The following is an 18399-nucleotide window of genomic DNA, read 5'->3' on the forward strand; positions in this document are numbered from 1 at the left end:
TAGAACTGCCTGGCTACGATGATTTGAAACAGGTGGCCTGTAGATGAGCATTTGCAGCATTACATTTCAGTTTTACCTGACCCCTGTCTTAGAATAATTTGCGGGATATCCCTACCTTAATGACCAATAAATTCATTCAAAACGGAAGACAAAATCATGATGGACAGAAGAGGATTTATACAGAAAGCCGGGCTCGCCGCAGGAGCACTGACTATAGGCAATACCCCGGGCTTTAGCACCAACCCGGACAGAGCAGCTTCTTCATTTCAGCTCAGGTATGCTCCACATTTGGGGATGTTCCAAGAGACCGCAGGTAAAGATCCGGTCGCGCAGCTTCACTATATGGCAGATCAGGGTTTCAGCGCTTTTGAAGATAACGGTATGAAAAAGAAGCCGGTGGAACTTCAAAAGGCAATGGCCAAAGCCATGGAAACCCGAAATATGCAAATGGGGGTCTTTGTTGCTCATACCATTGCCTGGAAAGACGCCAACCTGGCTAGTGGGGACGAGGACAAGCGGGCGGCTTTTCTCAAAGAGATTGAAGAAAGCGTGGAGGTCGCCAAGCGGGTGAATGCGACCTGGATGACGGTAGTACCCGGACTGGTGGATATGCGGCAGGATATGGGCTACCAAACGGCGCATGTCATCGAAAGCCTGAAGCAAGCTTCTGCTGTCCTGGAGCCCCACGGCCTGGTTATGGTGCTGGAGCCCCTCAACTTCTACAACCACCCGGGGCTTTTCCTGAGCAAAGCGGCACAAGCCTACCAGATTTGTAAAGCAGTGGACAGCCCGGCCTGCAAAATCCTGTTTGATATATACCATCAGCAAATTCAGGAAGGGAACCTCTTGCCTAACATCGAGAAGTGCTGGGAGGAAATCGCGTACTTCCAGATCGGCGATAACCCCGGGCGCAATGAGCCGACCACCGGAGAAATCAACTACAAGAATATTTTCCAGTACATCCACGAGCGGGGCTTCGAGGGGGTACTGGGCATGGAGCATGGTAATTCCCAACCTGGCAAGGAAGGTGAACAGGCGGTCATAGAAGCCTACCGCTCCGTTGATGTAGTGGTTGAGGAGGATTAACCCGCAGAGAATGCACAGGTTTTTCTAACTTTATCGCAAATTGACACCCGCATGCGAAAAGTAACCGAAGAACCTTCCCTTTACCGGCATTTGGAGCAAATGCCGGTAAAGGAAATCCTCACCCATATCAATGAGGAGGATGCTAAAATCCACCTTGCCGTACGTAAGGTAATCCCTCAACTGACCGCTTTGGTCGAAGCCATTCTTGAGCGTATGAAGCAAGGAGGGCGCTTGTTTTATATTGGTGCGGGCACAAGTGGCCGGCTGGGCATACTGGATGCCTCAGAATGCCCGCCTACCTATGGTGTGCCTGCCGATTGGGTTATCGGCATTATTGCCGGCGGGGACCACGCCATCCGCAATGCGGTGGAGTTTGCTGAGGATAGCAAAACCCAGGCTTGGAAAGACCTGGAAGCCTACTACGTCAATGATCAGGATACTGTGATTGGCATCGCTGCATCCGGCACGACTCCATACGTAGAGCACGGCCTGAAAGACTGCCAAAATCAGGGCATTCTGACGGGGTGTATCACCTGCAACCCCGGCTCGCCGGTCAGCCGGTATGCCGATTATCCGCTGGAAGTGATCGTGGGGCCTGAGTTTGTCACCGGCAGTACCCGCATGAAAGCCGGCACTGCTCAAAAACTGGTCCTCAATATGATTTCTACCACTGTAATGATTGGGCTCGGCCGGGTGGTTGATAATAAGATGGTGGATATGCAGCTGAGCAACCAAAAACTGGTAGACCGAGGGACACAGATTATAAAAAACACAGTAGGTATACCCTACGAAGAAGCCAAAGCGCTCCTGCTCAGTCATGGCAGTGTACGCAAAGCTATCGAGGCCGCGCGGCAATAATCAGTTTTTTTTCTGATAAATATCATTTTCCAGCTGAGGGCAATAGAGGATTTTAGTGGCTGTACACCAAACTGGTACAGCTATGACCTATTCCAAACCACAGCGCTTCTTTCTGACCGCCCTGCGCCTCTTTGCCGGGTGGCATTTTTTATTTGAGGGCCTGATAAAGCTCCTGACGCCCGGGTGGACCGCACAGGGCTATCTGATGACTGCGCAGGGCCCCTTTGCTTTTTTCTTCAAATGGCTGGGCAGTGACAGCCTCATCAACATTTCTGATACGCTTACGGCAGTAGCTTTGGTACTGGTGGGCTTTACCCTTGTTTTAGGTATTTGGGAAAAAGCCGGCGCGTTCGCAGGCATCGCCATGCTTGCCTTTTTCTACCTGGCTCACCCGCCCTGGCCAGGCCTCTCAGCAGCCGGGCCCGCAGAAGGCAACTATTTTATTGTCAATAAAAACCTGGTAGAGCTTGCGGCCCTTGGCGTACTGGCTTACTTCCCCACCGGTCACCTGCTGGGGCTGGAAGTGTTTTTTAAACAGCGGCCGGGAACGCCTGCACAAAACAAAGCACATGGATAAGCAACAACAGGATTCAGGCGCACCCCAAAGCCGCCGGAAAGCCCTGAAAGGCCTGATCGGCTTGCCGTTCATTGGCGGCATCGCAGCCGGTGCGTACGCAGAAATACGCAAAAAGCAGTTGGAAAAAAGCAAAATTCTAACAGAGCTTAACATCAAAGCAGAACGCCCGGAAGTGGCCTCTGACTTATCTGGCGACCCCATTCGCATAGGGATTGTTGGAAACGGCGGGCGCGGGCAGCACCTGATCCGGGTCTTGGGTTTTGCCACACCCGCCTGGGTGGAAGCCATGACTGCACAGGGCAATACGGGCGTTCTGGAAGCCTACTATGGCCAGGAAAATCTCAATGTCAGGCTGACCGGCGTATGTGATGTGTTTGAGGTGAACGCCGAGCTGGCTCAGGCTGCTTCACCGGACTGCAAGCGGTACCGGCATTACGAAGAATTGGTCAATAGCCCGGATATTGATGCGGTGGTTATCGCTACGCCCGACCACTGGCATGCTCCCGTTGCTATTGCAGCCCTCGAGGCCGGTAAGCATGTCTACGTCGAAAAGCCTATGACGCACAACATCAATGAGACCTACGCGCTGCGGGAAGCCGCCCGGAGCGCTAAAGCTGTCTTTCAGGTGGGGCATCAGCACCGGCAAACCCAAAGCTTCATTACCGCCAAGGACATCATCCGTAAAAAGGTGTTAGGGCATGTGTCTCTGGTACAAGCCAATACCAACCGTAATAGTGATAATGGTGCCTGGCAGTACCCCATTCATGAGAAAGCCAGCCCGCAAACTATTGACTGGGACCTCTTCCTGGGTAATGCGCCCCGTGTACCATTCAACAAAGAACATTTTTTCCGCTGGCGCAAATGGTGGGCTTATGGCTCCGGCTTGTCTGGTGACCTGATGACGCACGACTACGACCGCGTGAATTGTATCCTGGAAATGGGTATGCCGCGCTATGTGACGGCTTCGGGTGGCATCTACACTCACCGCGATGGCCGGGATGTCCCCGATGTTTTTCAGGCGGTGATGGAGTATCCGGATTTCTCTACGGGATCTAGTCGGGCAACCGGGCTGGAAAAGGGCATGACTTTTATGTATAGTGCTACGTTGGGCAATCAATACTGGCGGGAAACCCTGCTTATGGGGCACGATGGCACCCTGGAACTCGGCAATCAGCTGAGGGTGTACGCTGACGCTGATTCCTCCCGTTATGCTCAATTGATTGAAAGCGGTGTGATGGACCCAAGCGTGCCTATTTACACCTACGACCCCGCTTCGGGCAACGCCGATGGGGTGACCTCCGCAACGTCCAAATACTTTGCTCAAAAGGGGTTGCTGTGGACTTACCGCGATGGCAAACGAGTGGATTCTGCTATGCTCCACCTTCGGGAATGGCTAAGCGCTATTCGCAATGACACTCCGGTGAGCTGCGGAATCGATGCAGGCTTCGAGGAGGCGATGTCTGCCCACATGGCCGGATTATCCTGGAAGCTGGGGCGCAGAATGGAGTGGGACCCGGCAGCGGAGCAAATCATTGCTCAGCCAGGTGAAGACCTGAATGCTGTTTTGCTCGCTTCGGGTACAAATCCTATGGCCTGGCAGGGATAACGCAAACAAAGCCCCTACCTTCCCGCAGAACGGTTGGGTAGGGGCTTCCTAAGCGTTACTGCCGTAAAATAAGCAGGATTTTACAGCATCCCATGCTGATCCGCATGAATGCAGCTCTGTTCCTCATGGATAAACCCTTAGAGCTTGTTTGGAGCGGTACATGCTCTTAGTCTGCAAGCCGTTTTTTCCAGTACCGCATTAGCCCCGCCACACTCATCCAGGAAGGGTTGGCATTTTCATAGATTTCCAGGGTCGCCTCCGATACGCCCTTTTCGGATAACCGGCTTTGTACCCAAGCCATAAATTTGGGTGTGAGGGCTTTGGGGTCACTACCTTTTTCGTAGTGCGGTTTCATCCACTCCGCCCAGGCAAGGAGTTCACTTTCCAGTTCGTCGAGATGTACGGGGACGTCCGCTCCAGCGATGCGCCCGTAATGCGTAAGGTAGATTTCCTGCAGGGGAAGCTCACGAATAAGCTTGATGGATCGCTGCCAGTCTTCCACATTGATATCAGGAGGCGGGCAAGGCGGCACAACGGGCGCATCACCAATCTTAACTCCGGCTACATCCCCGGCGATCAGAACGCCATCAATTTGCCATGCGATATGGTGAACAGCGTGCCCGGGCGTATGCCAGGCTTTGATTGTCGTACCTCCAACCTTGATGTCTTCTTCATGCCCGATGGTCTTAAGCCGGGATTCAGGAATCCCCTTCATCGCGCCCCACAGCCGGTCCATGTCGTCACCGTAAATGCGGGTAGCCGAGGCGACTAGCTTCGAGGGGTCGTGCATATGCGCTTTGCCAAACGGGTGGAGGTAGACCGTGGCACCAGCTTCTGCCATAGCCCAGGCGGCACCGGCATGGTCCAGATGAATATGGGTAAGGAAAACATGATCAATATCTCCGGGCTTGTAGCCGTGCCGGGCGAGACCGGACTTGAGGTGCTCAAAAGTGGAGTAGGGGCCCGTTTCGAATAAAATGGGGCCTGCTGAAGTTTCTGCAAGAAAGGCGGCTATGGTATCGCTTTTGTCCAGAAAGTGCAGGTCAATAACTTTAATCATCCTTTGTTTTATTTTACTCAGTTAGAATTTTCTTAGCTTTTAAAAAATGACAATAATTAAACGTCAAAAGAAAAGCCATTAAGGAAATCACTGGTTTTCATTCGCTTACGTCCCTGTAGTTGAAGTTCTTCTATAAGCAGCCACCCACCTTGTGCAGCGATTTTAACCCAGCTCTTGTTGTCAGACTGGAAGGTGCCGGGGCTCGCGGTGGGCGCTACTTTTTCGTACCGGGCACGCAGTATTTTCAGCTGTTTGCCATCGAGGACAGTCCAGGCTGCAGGGTAGGGGCTCAGGCCACGGATGAAGTCATGCACCTTTTCAACGGGCTGCTCAAAGTTGATTTCGCAAGTCTCCCGGAAAATTTTCGGTGCCTTGGTTGCCTGCTTATCATCTTGTTGCTTCAGGCTGTAGTCACCGGATTCAATTACTTTGACGGTTTTGAGGACGGCTTTTGCGCCGAGTTCCATCATTCGGTCGTGCACTTCTCCAGCGGTTTCATTGGGCCCGATTGGCATTTTTTCCTGTAAGACCACATCACCGGTATCAATTTCGTGGCGGATGAAGAACGTAGTGACCCCTGTTTCTTTATCGCCATTGATCACCGCCCAGTTGATGGGCGCAGCGCCACGGTATTTAGGCAGGAGCGACCCATGCAGGTTAAAGGTGCCATGCTCCGGCATATCCCACACCGCTTCGGGCAGCATACGGAAGGCAACAACGACCTGTAAATTGGCATTCAGGGCACGAAGTTCATTCTGGAAATCAGGCGATTTAAGATTGGTGGGCTGTAAAACCGGGATGCCTTTGGACAGGGCGTATTGCTTCACCGGTGATTGTAGCAACTGCTTTTTGCCGCGTCCGCCGAGCTTATCCGTTGCGGTGACCACACCCACTACATCGTAGCCTTCCCGAACCAGAATATCGAGGGATGGTACTGCAAAATCAGGAGTGCCCATGAAAACTATTCTCAAACTCATAGAGGACAAGTTGGTATTTTTGCGTTATTGTATCTAATATTGAACATAACCAGCTATTCCACAATATGATGAAATCAGCTTTAATTTATAGTGTATTTGGCATTTTCTTTTTATCGGGCCAGGCTACAGCGTATGCCAGTCCTGCTTTGGGCCAGGAGTATCGGGTGGCGGCAGACACCATTCCCGTTGCAGAGCGCTTCGACGAGCCACTGAGTGGTGCTACCCAACAGCGCGACAACAGGAAGGGCCCGCTGCAGCAGGAGGTTGCCGACCGGAAGGTCATTCCGGTGACCACCATTGAAACGGACACTACCTACCGGAACCTGCTCGAAATCCCGAAAGAATACACCGGGTACAAAATCGAAATCATGTCCACGTCCATTCCGTTGCCAGCGGACCATGACTTGTTCTTTCAGCACGGAAATATCACCCTGGAGCAGTTGGGCGAATCGCAATTTTCTTACCTTATCGGGCACTTTGAGGTGAAAGCTAAGGCAGAAACCTTTCGGGCTTCCTTCCTGGAAGAACGGTATCCCGGGTCTCGGGTGGTTGGTTATCTCGGAGGTAAACGGCAGTCAGCACCGGCATCAAAAGAAGAATAATGCAGAAACGTACTTTTTTCTGGACAACAGCAGATGGTATCAGGATTCATGCCTGCGAGTGGAAAACAGGAGATCCCCGGGCTGTTATATGTATCGCCCACGGGCTGGGCGAGCACATTGAGCGGTACGAACATATGGCGAGGTGGTTTAACGCCCGTGGTTTTTCGGTGTTTGGCTACGACCGGCGCGGGCATGGGCAATCTGGTGGCAAACGGGGGCATAGCCCGGGGCTCGACCCCTTGCTTGATGAGATTGCTCAGCTCTTGGTAGAAGCCCGGACAGACTATCAGAACCTACCGGTTTTCCTCTACGGACACAGTCAGGGCGGCGGCTTGGTGCTTTCTTACGCGCTGCGCCGGCATCCGCAGGTTACCGGGGTTATTGCTTCCGGGCCGTGGATACAACTGTCCTTTACGCCCCCATCGGCTTTGGTGGCGCTGGGGCGGCTAATGCGTAATCTATACCCTGGCTTTCTGCAGCCTAATAATCTGGATCCTAAGCTGCTGTCCAGAGATTCCAAAGTAGTGGAAGCTTATGAAAAGGATCCGCTCGTTCACAATCGGATTTCTGCTGCAGTGGGCATTGATATGATGCAGGAAGGGGACTGGATCATGCAACAAAAGGGCGGGTTCCCGGTCCCGCTCCTTATTGTACATGGTGATGCGGATGGCGTTACTTCGGCGGAGGCAAGTGAAGCTTTCGCCGGTCAACTGGAAGGCGATATAACCTTCAAATCCTGGCCGGGCATGTACCACGAGCTGCACAATGAGCCTGAGAAAGTAGCGGTCTTTGAGTACGTCCTGAATTGGCTGGAGCGGCTGGTTTGAATTGACGCCAGGCGCACTAGAACCGCTTGATGGACTCCAGGATATACAGTGGCCGTTGTTTGATTTCGTTGTAAATATTGGAGAGGTAGATGGACATAATGTAGAGGTTCAGGCAGGTCGTTGCAAAGAAAATGGCAATCAGAATAACCAGGAAAGTCCAGCCCGGATAAGGCTCCCCTGCACTGCCAAACAAATCTACCCCGGTAAACTTCACTTTCAGTGCATTCGCAATTACGCCAATGAGGAAAACCAGGGAGAAAAGAAAAATCCACAGCAGCAGAGACCGAAGGAAGGTGGTAAAGGAGGTAATAGCGATGAGCGAAGTCCTGAACCGCTCCCCAAATGATTCCTGTTCGCGGCCGTGGAGGGGCTCCTCCGTTTCCAGAAAGCTGGTCCGGTAACCTACGATAGAGTAGATCGCCTTCATATACCGGAGGTTTTCGCGCAGGCGGAGCAGAGAATTCAGCGCACGCCGGGAGATAATGCGCGTATTGTGGGCCATCTTATCCACCTCAAGGGAAGAATACCGCCTCAGGATAAAGTAGAAAAGGCTGTAGAATGGGCGAAAGTATGCCCCTGTCTGCCGTTGCTTTGCCCGCATGTAGACGATATCCGCACTTTCTTCCCGGCTGCGTTCAAACAATTGCAGGATAAGCTCAGGTTTTTGATAAAAATCAAAGTCAAAAATGACCGTATAGTCCCCGTTGCTGCGGTCAAGCCCGGCCAGGATCGCATGGTTACGGTTAGTGGTACGTGAAAGATTGAGAAGATAAACGTTGTGCTTGAGCTCGTCCGGCAGCTCATTGATGGTGTCATCAGCAGAAGCTTCCGGGTTGTTGTTGACAACAATAAACTCGAAATCTGTAAAGTGCTCATGGACTACAGCGTAGGTATTACGAAGGTAATCCGATAAGAGGCGGAGCTCATGTGTATGCTCCAAAACACAGACCACAGTGACGAAACTATTGTACATTCAACACAAATTTTCCCAAAAATATCACTATTTTAATTACATAAGTTGCTTTTCCACCGGTTTTTAAAGAAATTGCGGGGACTTTGTTTTAAAAGATACCTGAACGCCTTATATTTCGTATTTAAATTTGTTATCTAAAGCGGCTAACACTGCTAATATGAATCGTGGGGAAAATGATTGGTTGGCTTTTTAGGCAGAATTGCCAGCAGGCGCTTGACTAAAAAGGCACTCATTTTTCGGTATGCATTCATAGTGCAGCAGCGCTTTGGGGGGCAGTATTAGGAACGTTTCTGCTCAGGCTTAAAGCTCTTTATCAATAGCTTAGAGCTGCGATGCAGGAACTTCGTCAGAAGAGAACCAATATAGTGCTTCTGGCTTTGACCACTAAGGCAATTACAAATGTCAGGGAGATTTCCATTTTATCAGCAATTAGACGCAATGGACTGCGGGGCGACCTGCCTGCGTATGGTGTCTCGCCACTTTGGGCGGTACTACTCGCTCGAGTATCTCCGTGACCTCACGTATATGGGCAAACAGGGCGTTACCTTGCTGGGTATCAGCGATGCTGCCGAACATATTGGTTTGCAAAGCCTTGCCGTGAAAACGAATTATGACCGTCTGGCACGCGATCTCCCTCTCCCTGCTGTGGCCCACTGGAAACAGGAACACTTCGTCGTCGTTTACAAAGCCAATAATAAGTATGTCTGGATTGCAGACCCGGCAGCCGACAAATTTAAGCTGACGAAAGAAGAGTTTCTTGAAAGCTGGGCGAGCGACATAGAAGACGGGGAAGATGTGGGGGTGCTGCTGCTCCTGGAGCCTACACCGGAGTTTTACGCCCGGGAAGGCGAAAAGATCAACAAATCCGGCTTCGGGTATGTCCTCAGCTACTTTCAGCGTTACCGTTCTTTGCTGATACAGTTGGGCGTAGGGCTGGCACTTGGCAGTCTTCTGCAGCTCATTTTTCCCTTCCTGATCAAATCCATCATTGATACCGGTATAGAAAATGATGACCTCGACTTCATTCAGCTGATACTGCTGGCACAGTTTTTCCTCTTTGCCACGATGCTTGCGGTGGAGCAGTTCCGTAGTTGGATACTGCTTCATGTAACAGTCCGGGTGAATATCAGCCTGATCTCCGACTTTTTGATCAAGCTAACCAAGTTGCCCATCAGTTTCTTTGACTCTAAAGTGACGGGCGATTTAATGCAGCGTATTGCCGACCACGATCGGGTGCAACGTTTCCTAACGTCCACTTCCCTGGTTTCCATCTTCAGCTTTGCCAATATTCTAGTTTTTGCCGGCGTACTGCTGGTTTGGAGCCCCTTTATTTTCGGTATTTTTCTAACCTTCACTCTGGCTCAAATCGGGTGGATTTTCTACTTTCAGTACCTACGGCGCGAACTTGATTACAAGCACTTCGATCAATCGGCTGAAAATCAGAGTAACCTGCTGGAGTTGATTAATGGTATGCAGGATATCAAGCTGCACAATGCCGAAAAACAAAAACGTTGGGCCTGGGAACGGGTTCAGGCTCGCTTGTTCCGTACGGGTATTAGTGCCCTGCGCATCGGGCAGGTGCAGCGTGCAGGGTCAGGCTTTTTCAATGAAACGAAGAACCTGCTCATTATTTTCTTTGTGGCTCAGGCTGTTCTTGACAACAGTATGTCCCTCGGTATGCTCCTTGGCGTACAGTACATCATCGGTCAGATGAACGCGCCCCTCAATCAGCTGTTTGAATTCCTGCGGGCGCGTCAGGAGGCCAAAATCAGCCTGGAACGCCTCAACGAAATTCACGTCCGGGATAATGAAGAGAACCTCGAAGAGAAAATCACTATCCTTCCGGAGTATGGAGACCTGATCCTGGATAAGGTGAGTTTTCAGTACAACGGTCCCCACTCGCCCACCGTGCTGCGGAATGTCAACCTCCGTATCCCCAAAGGTCAAACGACCGCTATTGTTGGGACGAGCGGTAGCGGCAAAACTACTATCCTCAAGCTTTTGCTCAATATTTATAAGCCTACCGAAGGTGCCATCCGCCTGGGCGATATCAACCTTTCCAATGTCGACAACCGGCTTTGGCGGAACAAATGCGGGGTCGTGATGCAGGATGGCTATATCTTTTTTGATTCCATTGCACGCAATATTGCACTGGGCGACGAAATCATTGATAAGCGTAAGTTGCTCAACGCGGTCAAGGTGGCTAATATACAGACCTTTATTGAGTCCCTGCCGCTTGGGTACAATACCAAAATCGGGCAAGAAGGGCTGGGACTCAGTCAGGGGCAGCGTCAGCGCATGCTCATTGCCAGGGCCGTTTACAAGAACCCTGACTACATCTTTTTTGATGAAGCCACTACCGCACTGGACGCCTACAACGAGATGCTGATCATGGAGAACCTGGATGATTTCTTCCGGGGGCGTACGGTTGTCACTGTTGCTCACCGCCTGAGTACCGTCATGAACGCTGACAATATTATTGTACTTGAAGGGGGCGAGATTGTAGAGCAAGGCACACACGATGAACTCACCTACCTGCGTGGGGCCTATTATCAACTGGTCCGCAACCAACTGGAGCTTGGGGCGTAAATGATACCATCTATGCAAGAGCATGAAAATATCGAAATCAGAAGCGAAGAAGTGCAGGAAATCCTGGGTACTCCCCCCCCTTGGATGGTCCGGTTCGGCACCCTGCTGGCCCTGCTCGTCGTAGTGATGCTGGGGTATATCAGTTACTTTATTGAGTATCCGGTCGTTGTTGAAGCAGGCATTACCGTATCTTCTAAAGAGCCCCCCAAACGGCTGGTTTCAAATATCAGCGGGCGGGTGCAGTCCATTTTAGTGGAAAACGAGGCGCCCGTTCGGGAGAATGATGTCATTGTGCTCTTCAAAAGTAATGCCCGGCTGGAAGACATGCTGACCCTGGAATCCAAAATGATGATGATAGATACGCCCACCGATTCGACACTGCTGGCCTTCTCGGTGCCCGATACCTTTGTCTTGGGGGCGATCAAAGAACCGCTTTACAACTTCTACCGGCAGCAAAAAGCCAGGCAGCAATTTGAGGAAAACCCTTATGATAAGTACAGTATCGATCAACTGGAACGCGAGCTGCGCAAAATTCAGGCCATCATCAAATCTGATGAGCGCCGGGTTAAAAACCTTGAAAGCCAAATAAAACTGGTAGAGGAGCGGTTGGAACGGGAAAATAAACTGGTGACGGATAATCTTCTGGCTGAATCCCGCATCGAAAAAACAAGAGAATCGCTCCTCAGCCTGCAGCGTATGAAGGAAAGTGTAGAGTCTTCCATTAATAACCGTGAGCTGGAAAAAGATCGTATCCGTGCAGAAAAAACCGGAGTCAGGGAAGGGTCTGTGGAAAGTAAGAAGCAGGCGGGCATCGAACTGCGGGAGCGCTTTGTCGATCTTCAACGTGCGGTGGAAGAATGGATGTTTAAATATGTTATTACTTCGCCGGTTTCAGGGATAGTCTCCCTGTACATGGAAGAGATTACGGAGCAGCAATTCGTTGAAGCAGGGTTTGAAATTGGCGTGGTCGTTCCTCAGCTGGAGCAGGAAGCCAAAGGCACCATCTGGCTGCCTGTCGCAAAGGCCAGCCCGGTCAGGCCCGGTAAAAGGGTGGTCGTCAGCTTTGATAGCTACCCCGTACTGGAGTTTGGCTCCACTATTGGCCGCGTGGAATCGATCAGTCAGGTCCCCATCAACGGGCAGGTAGCTCTTACTATTGATTTCCCCAAAGGATTGGTGACTGAATACGGGCGCTCGCTCGATGCCTCACAGACGATGAAGGGAGAAGCAAATATCATCATCAAAGACAAGCGGTTTATTGAGCGGATCTTTGAGCACTTCAGGAGTTAATGCTCGCCTAAGAGCGTCCATCCAACAGGCTGCTAACCAGCAAAAAAATAAGCCCTCAGCAATAGTCAATACTTTGCTGAGGGCTTGTTATTGTATAGAGCAGGCTGGTGGGCTATAAATGGATCACCTCGCCGTAAGCCGCAGCCGCAGCTTCCATAACGGCTTCGCTCATCGTTGGGTGCGGATGTACCGTTTTGATGATTTCGTGGCCAGTCGTTTCCAGCTTGCGGGCGGCCACCACTTCAGCAATCATTTCAGTCACGTTCATGCCCACCATGTGCGCACCGAGGAGTTCACCGTACTTCGCATCGAAGATGAGTTTTACAAAGCCTTCTTTAGCACCTGCTGCACTAGCTTTGCCGGATGCTGAGAATGGGAATTTGCCCACTTTGATTTCGTACCCTGCATCCTTAGCTGCCTGCTCGGTATAACCTACAGAAGCAACTTCCGGTACGCAGTAGGTACAAGACGGGATGTTGTTGTAGTCCATCGGCTGCGGATTTTCCCCGGCGATTTTCTCTACACAAATGATGCCTTCAGCACTAGCCACGTGCGCAAGGGCTGCACCCGGCGTGACGTCACCAATAGCGTAGATGCCTGCCACATTGGTGTGGTAGAACTCATCTACCTGAATGAGGCCACGGTCGGTTTTTATGCCTAAAGCTTCCAGGCCAATGTTTTCAGTATTGGGCGCAACACCGGCAGCAGACAGAACGATGTCACACTTGATCTCGTCCGTTTTACCCGTTTTCTGGTTTTTGACCGTTACGGTGCAGCCACGGCCTTTGGTATCTACGGCTTCTACTGAAGTATTGCCCAGGATGTTGATGCCTTTCTTTTTGTAAATCTTGTTCATCTCCTTGCTTACATCAGCATCTTCCCGGGGCACCAGACCTTGCTCCATAAATTCCACCACGGTAACCTCCGTGCCGATAGAGTGGTAGAAATACGCGAATTCGGTCCCTATAGCACCTGCACCGACGACCACCATTTTCTTAGGCTGCTTTTCAAGGGTCATCGCTTTACGGTATTCGATCACCTTCTTACCATCGATTGGCACCGTAGGCAATTCTTTAGCCCGGCCGCCAGTAGCAATGATAATATGCTCCGCACCGTATTCTTTCTTGTTACCGTCTTTATCTGTTACTTCTACCTTCTTGCCACGGAGCAGTTTGCCGTGGCCATCAAGTACGGTGATTTTATTTTTGCGGAAAAGGAAGTTAATACCCTTGCTCATGCCATCAGCCACGTTGCGGCTGCGATTTACCATTCCGGTGAAGTCGACACTGGCTTTATCTACTTTGATGCCATAATCTTCCGCGTGGTTAATATATTCAAAAACCTGGGCACTCTTAAGCAATGCTTTAGTAGGGATACAACCCCAGTTCAGGCAGATACCTCCAAGTGATTCACGCTCGACCACCGCTACTTTCATGCCTAATTGGGAAGCGCGAATAGCTGCAACGTATCCACCAGGGCCGCTACCTATTACAATCAGATCAAACTTATCCATGTTCTTGTTTCTGGTTTTAATTATGAGTCAACCTGCTGTGTCCACAGCAGAATAGGCGAAAATTTCAGGCTGCCTGCTAAGAAGGCCACCATGAAATCAGCGCAAATATACTGACCAAAATGCGGTTGTCACAACAAAGCGCCTTATTGTGCAGTGTACAGCTGTTGTGCCCCGGTTGAGGAAAGGGGAAAAAGGAACTCCGCTGACTTATTAAAGCAGCGGAGCCCGTACTAACTTGCTGATACTTAATCTTTAGATCTATAGTGTAAAATCTGTTTTTCATTCCGATACTCTAAAAGTAGGGTAAAGGAGGCGGTTCCTGAAAAAAACGCACTGACAATTTGTCAAACAACAAAATGGTGAAAGATGGTCACTATTTGTTTAAGTGTATTGATTGTGATTGAGTTATGGATATGTGGAAAGATCAATTGTGTGGTGCTGTTTTTGCTATCGGTTGTAAATCAGCGGATAGGGATGTCAGTCCCCGAACCGGTTTTTTTGCACCCGCTGAAGATTTTGTGCTTGAGTACAGTCAGGTAAATTGGATCCAATGGGAGCCGATTTTTGCCGATGTATTCTGGGGGATACCACGGCTACGAAGTTGAGGGGGAGCCGAAAATAAGAACCCGAAAATAAATTTAGCATGTGCAGCCTGAGACTATGTTTAGAGCGTGCTCCTATTGCACTTGCCGGCAAGTTAATTACCACTGGCTGTGGATTCGTAAAGTAAGGTGACCAGTTCGGCCCGTTGACCTTGTTGGGCCTGCTCGATCCGGAAGTACAGCCCGGGCTGCAATACAATAGCTTCGCCACGGGGAGTTAATTGATTTTGTTTTTTCTGAAGCACCTCACTGATGGCAGAAAAGGAGAGATAAGGAGCGCCCAGTTCCCCCAGTTCCTGATACTTCAGAATAGCCTGCTCGCTCCAGTAGGTGTTGTTTTTGCTGCCCGTGCCAGCATCCCAGGAAAAAGTAAACCGCTGCTGAAGTTGATCACAGCCGGTCTGCTCAATCCTGACCTGGGTGGCCTGGTTTAACACGAAGCGCTCAATCCCCATGCCAGGACGCAACTCAAATTGGTGCTTTGAGACCCCCCGGACTGATCCGTCAAAAATAGGCTCCGGAGCGCCGTACAGACAATCCTCAAAAGAAGTGGCTTGGGGTGGGTCCGCCGCACAACCGCCCAGCCCAAGCAGAAAAAAAAGCCCAAAAGAAAAGACCAGGCTTAGCAGGGTTTGCTTCATTTCAGATGATCAATGGTTAAACAATTATTAGGACTTGGTGTTAGGCTATCGGTTTCTAGATAATACGGCAATTCAATAAAAATTGCCACTCAATTAACCTGATAAATTTCAAAATACATCCTTTATGGTGAATTCAAAATATTCCGGCAATGGTATTGCCAGGAAGGTAAACGGCTATACGCCTAAGAATGGGGAAGAACTTGTAGATGAACTGGGGGACATGCATGCTGCAACCTCCAAAGACACGCCCATGCGGGAAGATGCCTTTGAGCGTTCGGATGAAGAAAAAATGGAAATCATCAGTGATCATTTCCGGCAAATCATGGAAACTCTGGGGCTCGACCTTACCGACGATTCTCTGAACGGTACACCCCGGCGGGTGGCCAAAATGTTTGTCAAAGAGATCTTTGGTGGTCTCAATCCGGCTTCCAAGCCTGCTATTTCACTGTTCGATAACAAATTTGGGTACCGGCAGATGCTCGTAGAGAAAGGCATTCAGGTGCAGTCGTTCTGCGAGCACCACTTTTTGCCCATTTACGGCAAGTGCCATATTGCCTATATCGCAAACGGCCAGGTGATTGGGCTGTCGAAGCTCAATCGCATCGTAGAGCACTTCGCCCGCCGCCCTCAGGTGCAGGAACGTCTGACCGTTCAGATTGCAGAGGAGTTGAAGCGGGTGCTTAAAACGGAAGACGTGGCAGTCTATATCGATGCTAAGCACATGTGTGTGGAAATGCGCGGCATTAAACATACTCAGTGCAGCACCGTTACCACAGAATACGGCGGGCGTTTCCTGAATGAAAGTGTTCGTGCCGAATTTTTGAAAATTATCAAAGACTAAATTAAAATCATATCCCAACTATGGCGGTTGAAATGTTAGCCAATAAGAAAGTACTGATTGTGGGGGCTACGGGTGGCATTGGCGCCGAGGCCACCAAAATGATAAAAAACTCTCAGGGCAATGTGTTCATTACGGGGCGTGATGCAGAAAAGCTGGCCAAGGTGGCTAAGGCTAACAACATCCCCGATGATCAGGTCTTTACCATGGAGGTGACCGACCCTGAATCGGTGCGCGCAGTGGCGGATAAAATCCACAGTAAGGTCAATCAAATCGACATCCTGGTAAATGCAGCCGGGGTGGGCTACCTCAAGAAGTTCGAAAACATTGAGTACGAACAGATGAGCCGGATGATTGACATCAACCTCAAAGGCGCTTTCCTGGTTATGCAAGCCTTTCTGCCCCCCATGAAAGCCTCCAAGAAGGGGCTGATTATCAATATCCCGGGGGTGCTGGGACGGGCACCTATGGCAGCGGCAGCAGCTTATGCGGCCTCCAAATATGGCCTGAACGGAATGGTTAAGTCTCTCCGCGAGGAATTGAAGCGGACTGAAATCCGATTGTCAAACCTTTACCTCGGTGGAGTGGATTCTGAATTCTGGGATGACATTGATATGCCCGTAAACCGGGATAAGTTTATCACTGCTCAGGAAGCGGGCCGTGCGGTATGGTTTATGTGCCAGCAGCCTACTTCTGGGGTGGTATCAGAGATGGTCATTCAGCCTTTCAATCATCAGGTGATTTAGACCCTGTTTATAGGGTTCCTGCTTTTGGCAATAATAGGTCAAAATGTGAAATTCTGATAAGTTTGAAAAATCAGGGCTGAGGTTGGGCACTTGAGCGTTGGCTATGGAAAGAAATATTCCTCTGGCTATACTCGCTTGCTTCAACCTCAGCCCTTTTTTATTCCCGGGCATCGGAGCCCTTGCTTTATGGCTTGCCGGTACTGCCTCAGGGTTGCTTGTGCAGCGCCTCATAAGCTTTTATGAAGTCTGGTATCCCATAGCCTACCGCTACATTAGGTAGGTCCGACTGATTGCCGCTGTTGCGGATAGCGTCAAGAATTTCTTCTACTGAAACCTCGGGGTAAGCTTCGCGCAGGCAGGCAACCATACCAGCTACAATAGGACTGGCAAAAGAAGTCCCGGAGCCAATAGTCACCTGATATTGGTAAGCATCAGCGAGGGTGACCCATGCGCCGGGCGCCACGATATCCGGCTTTATCCGCCGATCAGCTGTTGGCCCCACGGAACTGAAGCTCGCAAGGTCTCCGTTTAGTGCGGTAGCTCCAATTGAAAAAGCCCCTGCCGCATCCGCAGGGATTCCAATCTTCCGCCAGGGGCTGCTCCCCTCATTACCGGCGCTTGTCACCACCAAAATGCCTTTCTCCGCTGCAATATCTGCCGCCCGGCTCGCTACAGAAGTGTGCCCGGTCAGGTCGTCAGCGCCATAGTTCATATCCGGCTCGTCAAACTGCGTATAACCGAGAGAAGAATTGATCACATCGGCACCCAGGCTGTCGGCGTATTCAAGCCCTGCAACCCAGTGGCACTCTTCAATACGGTGCTCTCCCCGTGTATCTTCTGTTTTAATGCAAACGTAAGTGGCATCCGGTGCGGTACCAACAAGGACTTCCGGCTGATTGGCAGCCATGGTCGACAATACTTTCGTGCCGTGGCTGCTGGATTCCCACACCAGGGTGTCTTTATCTACCATATCCATCGACCGCAACAGCCGGTTGTGCGCCCGAAGCGTATCAAAGAAAGGGCTGCGGTCTACCCCCGTAAAGCCGCCGTCCATCACAGCTACGAGTACACCTTTGCCCCGGTAGCCGGCCTGATGCAGGCTATCCCCATTGATAGCCTTGATTTGCTTGGTAGCATAGCCGTAGTGCTGGCCGGTAAGTGCTTTGCTCTTGAGCTTATCCATTTTTTTAGTACGCTCTACGCTGGCCTTGTCCCGTTCCCGGTACGGACCGGCATACCAAACCGTGTCCACATAGGGTAAGACAGCAATGGCAGGGAGCGCAGACTGCTCCCCGTACACCGTCGCAGCATTAAGCCAGCGGGAGGTATGATGCACGCGGGCGCCCGCTGCTTCCACACCTTCCAGGTAATCAGGATTTGGGGGGAAGTCAGTAGGAGTGATAAGGATACCGAGTTTCTCCCGGCGGGCAATGGCGCGCGGAGAGAGAAAAGCCTCCGGAGCTTTTGCGGCGTAGGGCGTATTGGCCTTGTCCTTGAAGGCGACCCAATAAAATTGCCGGGGATTATCGGGCTCAGACGACTCCTGTCCGAATGCAGGTAAAGCAAAAAAAAGGAAACAGGCGATCACAGCGCCGATAGAAGTCTTTTTCATAG

At 50.8% G+C, this 18399-nt stretch carries 16 protein-coding genes; 10 read left to right on the forward strand and 6 right to left on the reverse strand.

Features of this window, described 5'->3' with window-relative positions; translation table 11 throughout:
* The first annotated feature begins 159 nt into the window (after positions 1-159).
* The 4 genes from RIC19_RS12265 to RIC19_RS12280 all read left to right on the forward strand — a co-directional run bounded on the left by RIC19_RS12265 (position 160) and on the right by RIC19_RS12280 (position 4127).
* Positions 160-1086 (forward strand): hydroxypyruvate isomerase family protein, encoded by a 927-nt coding sequence (locus tag RIC19_RS12265; protein WP_350178647.1) that lies wholly within the window; start codon positions 160-162, stop codon positions 1084-1086.
* Positions 1087-1137: 51 nt separating this feature from the next.
* Complete coding sequence (gene murQ, locus RIC19_RS12270) at positions 1138-1944, forward strand: N-acetylmuramic acid 6-phosphate etherase (RefSeq protein ID WP_350178613.1); 807 nt, start codon at positions 1138-1140, stop codon at positions 1942-1944.
* A gap of 82 nt (positions 1945-2026) precedes the next feature.
* A complete protein-coding gene (locus tag RIC19_RS12275; RefSeq protein WP_350178614.1) occupies positions 2027-2521 on the forward strand; it encodes a DoxX subfamily in 495 nt (164 codons plus the stop codon).
* A complete protein-coding gene (locus RIC19_RS12280) occupies positions 2514-4127 on the forward strand; it encodes a Gfo/Idh/MocA family oxidoreductase (RefSeq protein ID WP_350178615.1) in 1614 nt (537 codons plus the stop codon). The genes RIC19_RS12275 and RIC19_RS12280 overlap by 8 nt, the downstream gene beginning before the upstream one ends.
* A 166-nt stretch (positions 4128-4293) precedes the next feature.
* On the opposite strand, the gene RIC19_RS12285 is transcribed toward RIC19_RS12280, so the two are convergent.
* Positions 4294-5187: an MBL fold metallo-hydrolase gene (locus RIC19_RS12285; RefSeq protein WP_350178616.1), complete on the reverse strand. Its 894-nt coding sequence runs from the start codon at positions 5185-5187 to the stop codon at positions 4294-4296.
* 56 nt (positions 5188-5243) lie between these two features.
* Positions 5244-6164: a methionyl-tRNA formyltransferase gene (fmt, locus tag RIC19_RS12290; RefSeq protein WP_350178617.1), complete on the reverse strand. Its 921-nt coding sequence runs from the start codon at positions 6162-6164 to the stop codon at positions 5244-5246.
* A gap of 65 nt (positions 6165-6229) precedes the next feature.
* Here fmt and RIC19_RS12295 point away from each other — a divergent pair, with 65 nt between their 5' ends.
* A complete protein-coding gene (locus RIC19_RS12295; RefSeq protein ID WP_350178618.1) occupies positions 6230-6766 on the forward strand; it encodes a hypothetical protein in 537 nt (178 codons plus the stop codon).
* Positions 6766-7593, forward strand: a complete 828-nt coding sequence (locus tag RIC19_RS12300; protein WP_350178619.1) for an alpha/beta hydrolase — start codon at positions 6766-6768, stop codon at positions 7591-7593. The genes RIC19_RS12295 and RIC19_RS12300 overlap by 1 nt, the downstream gene beginning before the upstream one ends.
* Before the next feature lie 16 nt (positions 7594-7609).
* Here RIC19_RS12300 and RIC19_RS12305 read toward each other — a convergent pair whose 3' ends face one another.
* Entirely contained in the window at positions 7610-8566 is a 957-nt protein-coding gene (locus RIC19_RS12305; protein ID WP_350178620.1) for a glycosyltransferase, read from the reverse strand.
* A gap of 399 nt (positions 8567-8965) precedes the next feature.
* On the opposite strand from RIC19_RS12305, the gene RIC19_RS12310 reads away from it, so the two are divergent.
* Positions 8966-11155 (forward strand): peptidase domain-containing ABC transporter, encoded by a 2190-nt coding sequence (locus RIC19_RS12310; RefSeq protein WP_350178621.1) that lies wholly within the window; start codon positions 8966-8968, stop codon positions 11153-11155.
* Positions 11156-11167: 12 nt separating this feature from the next.
* Positions 11168-12445 carry an HlyD family secretion protein gene (locus RIC19_RS12315; RefSeq protein WP_350178622.1) on the forward strand — a complete coding sequence of 426 codons (1278 nt, stop codon included), beginning with the start codon at positions 11168-11170 and terminating at the stop codon, positions 12443-12445.
* Between the two features lie 112 nt (positions 12446-12557).
* Here the strand turns inward: RIC19_RS12315 and lpdA are convergent, their stop codons facing one another.
* The gene (gene lpdA, locus RIC19_RS12320; RefSeq protein WP_350178623.1) at positions 12558-13958 is read right to left on the reverse strand and encodes a dihydrolipoyl dehydrogenase; all 1401 of its coding nucleotides are present in this window, start codon (positions 13956-13958) and stop codon (positions 12558-12560) included.
* 697 nt (positions 13959-14655) lie between these two features.
* Positions 14656-15201, reverse strand: a complete 546-nt coding sequence (locus RIC19_RS12325; protein ID WP_350178624.1) for a hypothetical protein — start codon at positions 15199-15201, stop codon at positions 14656-14658.
* 124 nt (positions 15202-15325) lie between these two features.
* On the opposite strand from RIC19_RS12325, the gene folE reads away from it, so the two are divergent.
* Positions 15326-16042, forward strand: coding sequence for a GTP cyclohydrolase I FolE (gene folE, locus RIC19_RS12330; RefSeq protein ID WP_350178625.1), 717 nt, complete (start codon positions 15326-15328; stop codon positions 16040-16042).
* A 20-nt stretch (positions 16043-16062) separates the two neighbouring features.
* Positions 16063-16785 (forward strand): SDR family oxidoreductase, encoded by a 723-nt coding sequence (locus tag RIC19_RS12335; RefSeq protein ID WP_350178626.1) that lies wholly within the window; start codon positions 16063-16065, stop codon positions 16783-16785.
* A 205-nt stretch (positions 16786-16990) separates the two neighbouring features.
* On the opposite strand, the gene RIC19_RS12340 is transcribed toward RIC19_RS12335, so the two are convergent.
* On the reverse strand, positions 16991-18397 hold the full coding sequence (locus tag RIC19_RS12340) for a S8 family serine peptidase (RefSeq protein ID WP_350178627.1): 1407 nt from the start codon (positions 18395-18397) through the stop codon (positions 16991-16993).
* Positions 18398-18399: the final 2 nt, after the last annotated feature.

The sequence above is a fragment of the Phaeodactylibacter sp. genome (assembly GCF_040219495.1).
GTDB lineage: Bacteria > Bacteroidota > Bacteroidia > Chitinophagales > Saprospiraceae > Phaeodactylibacter.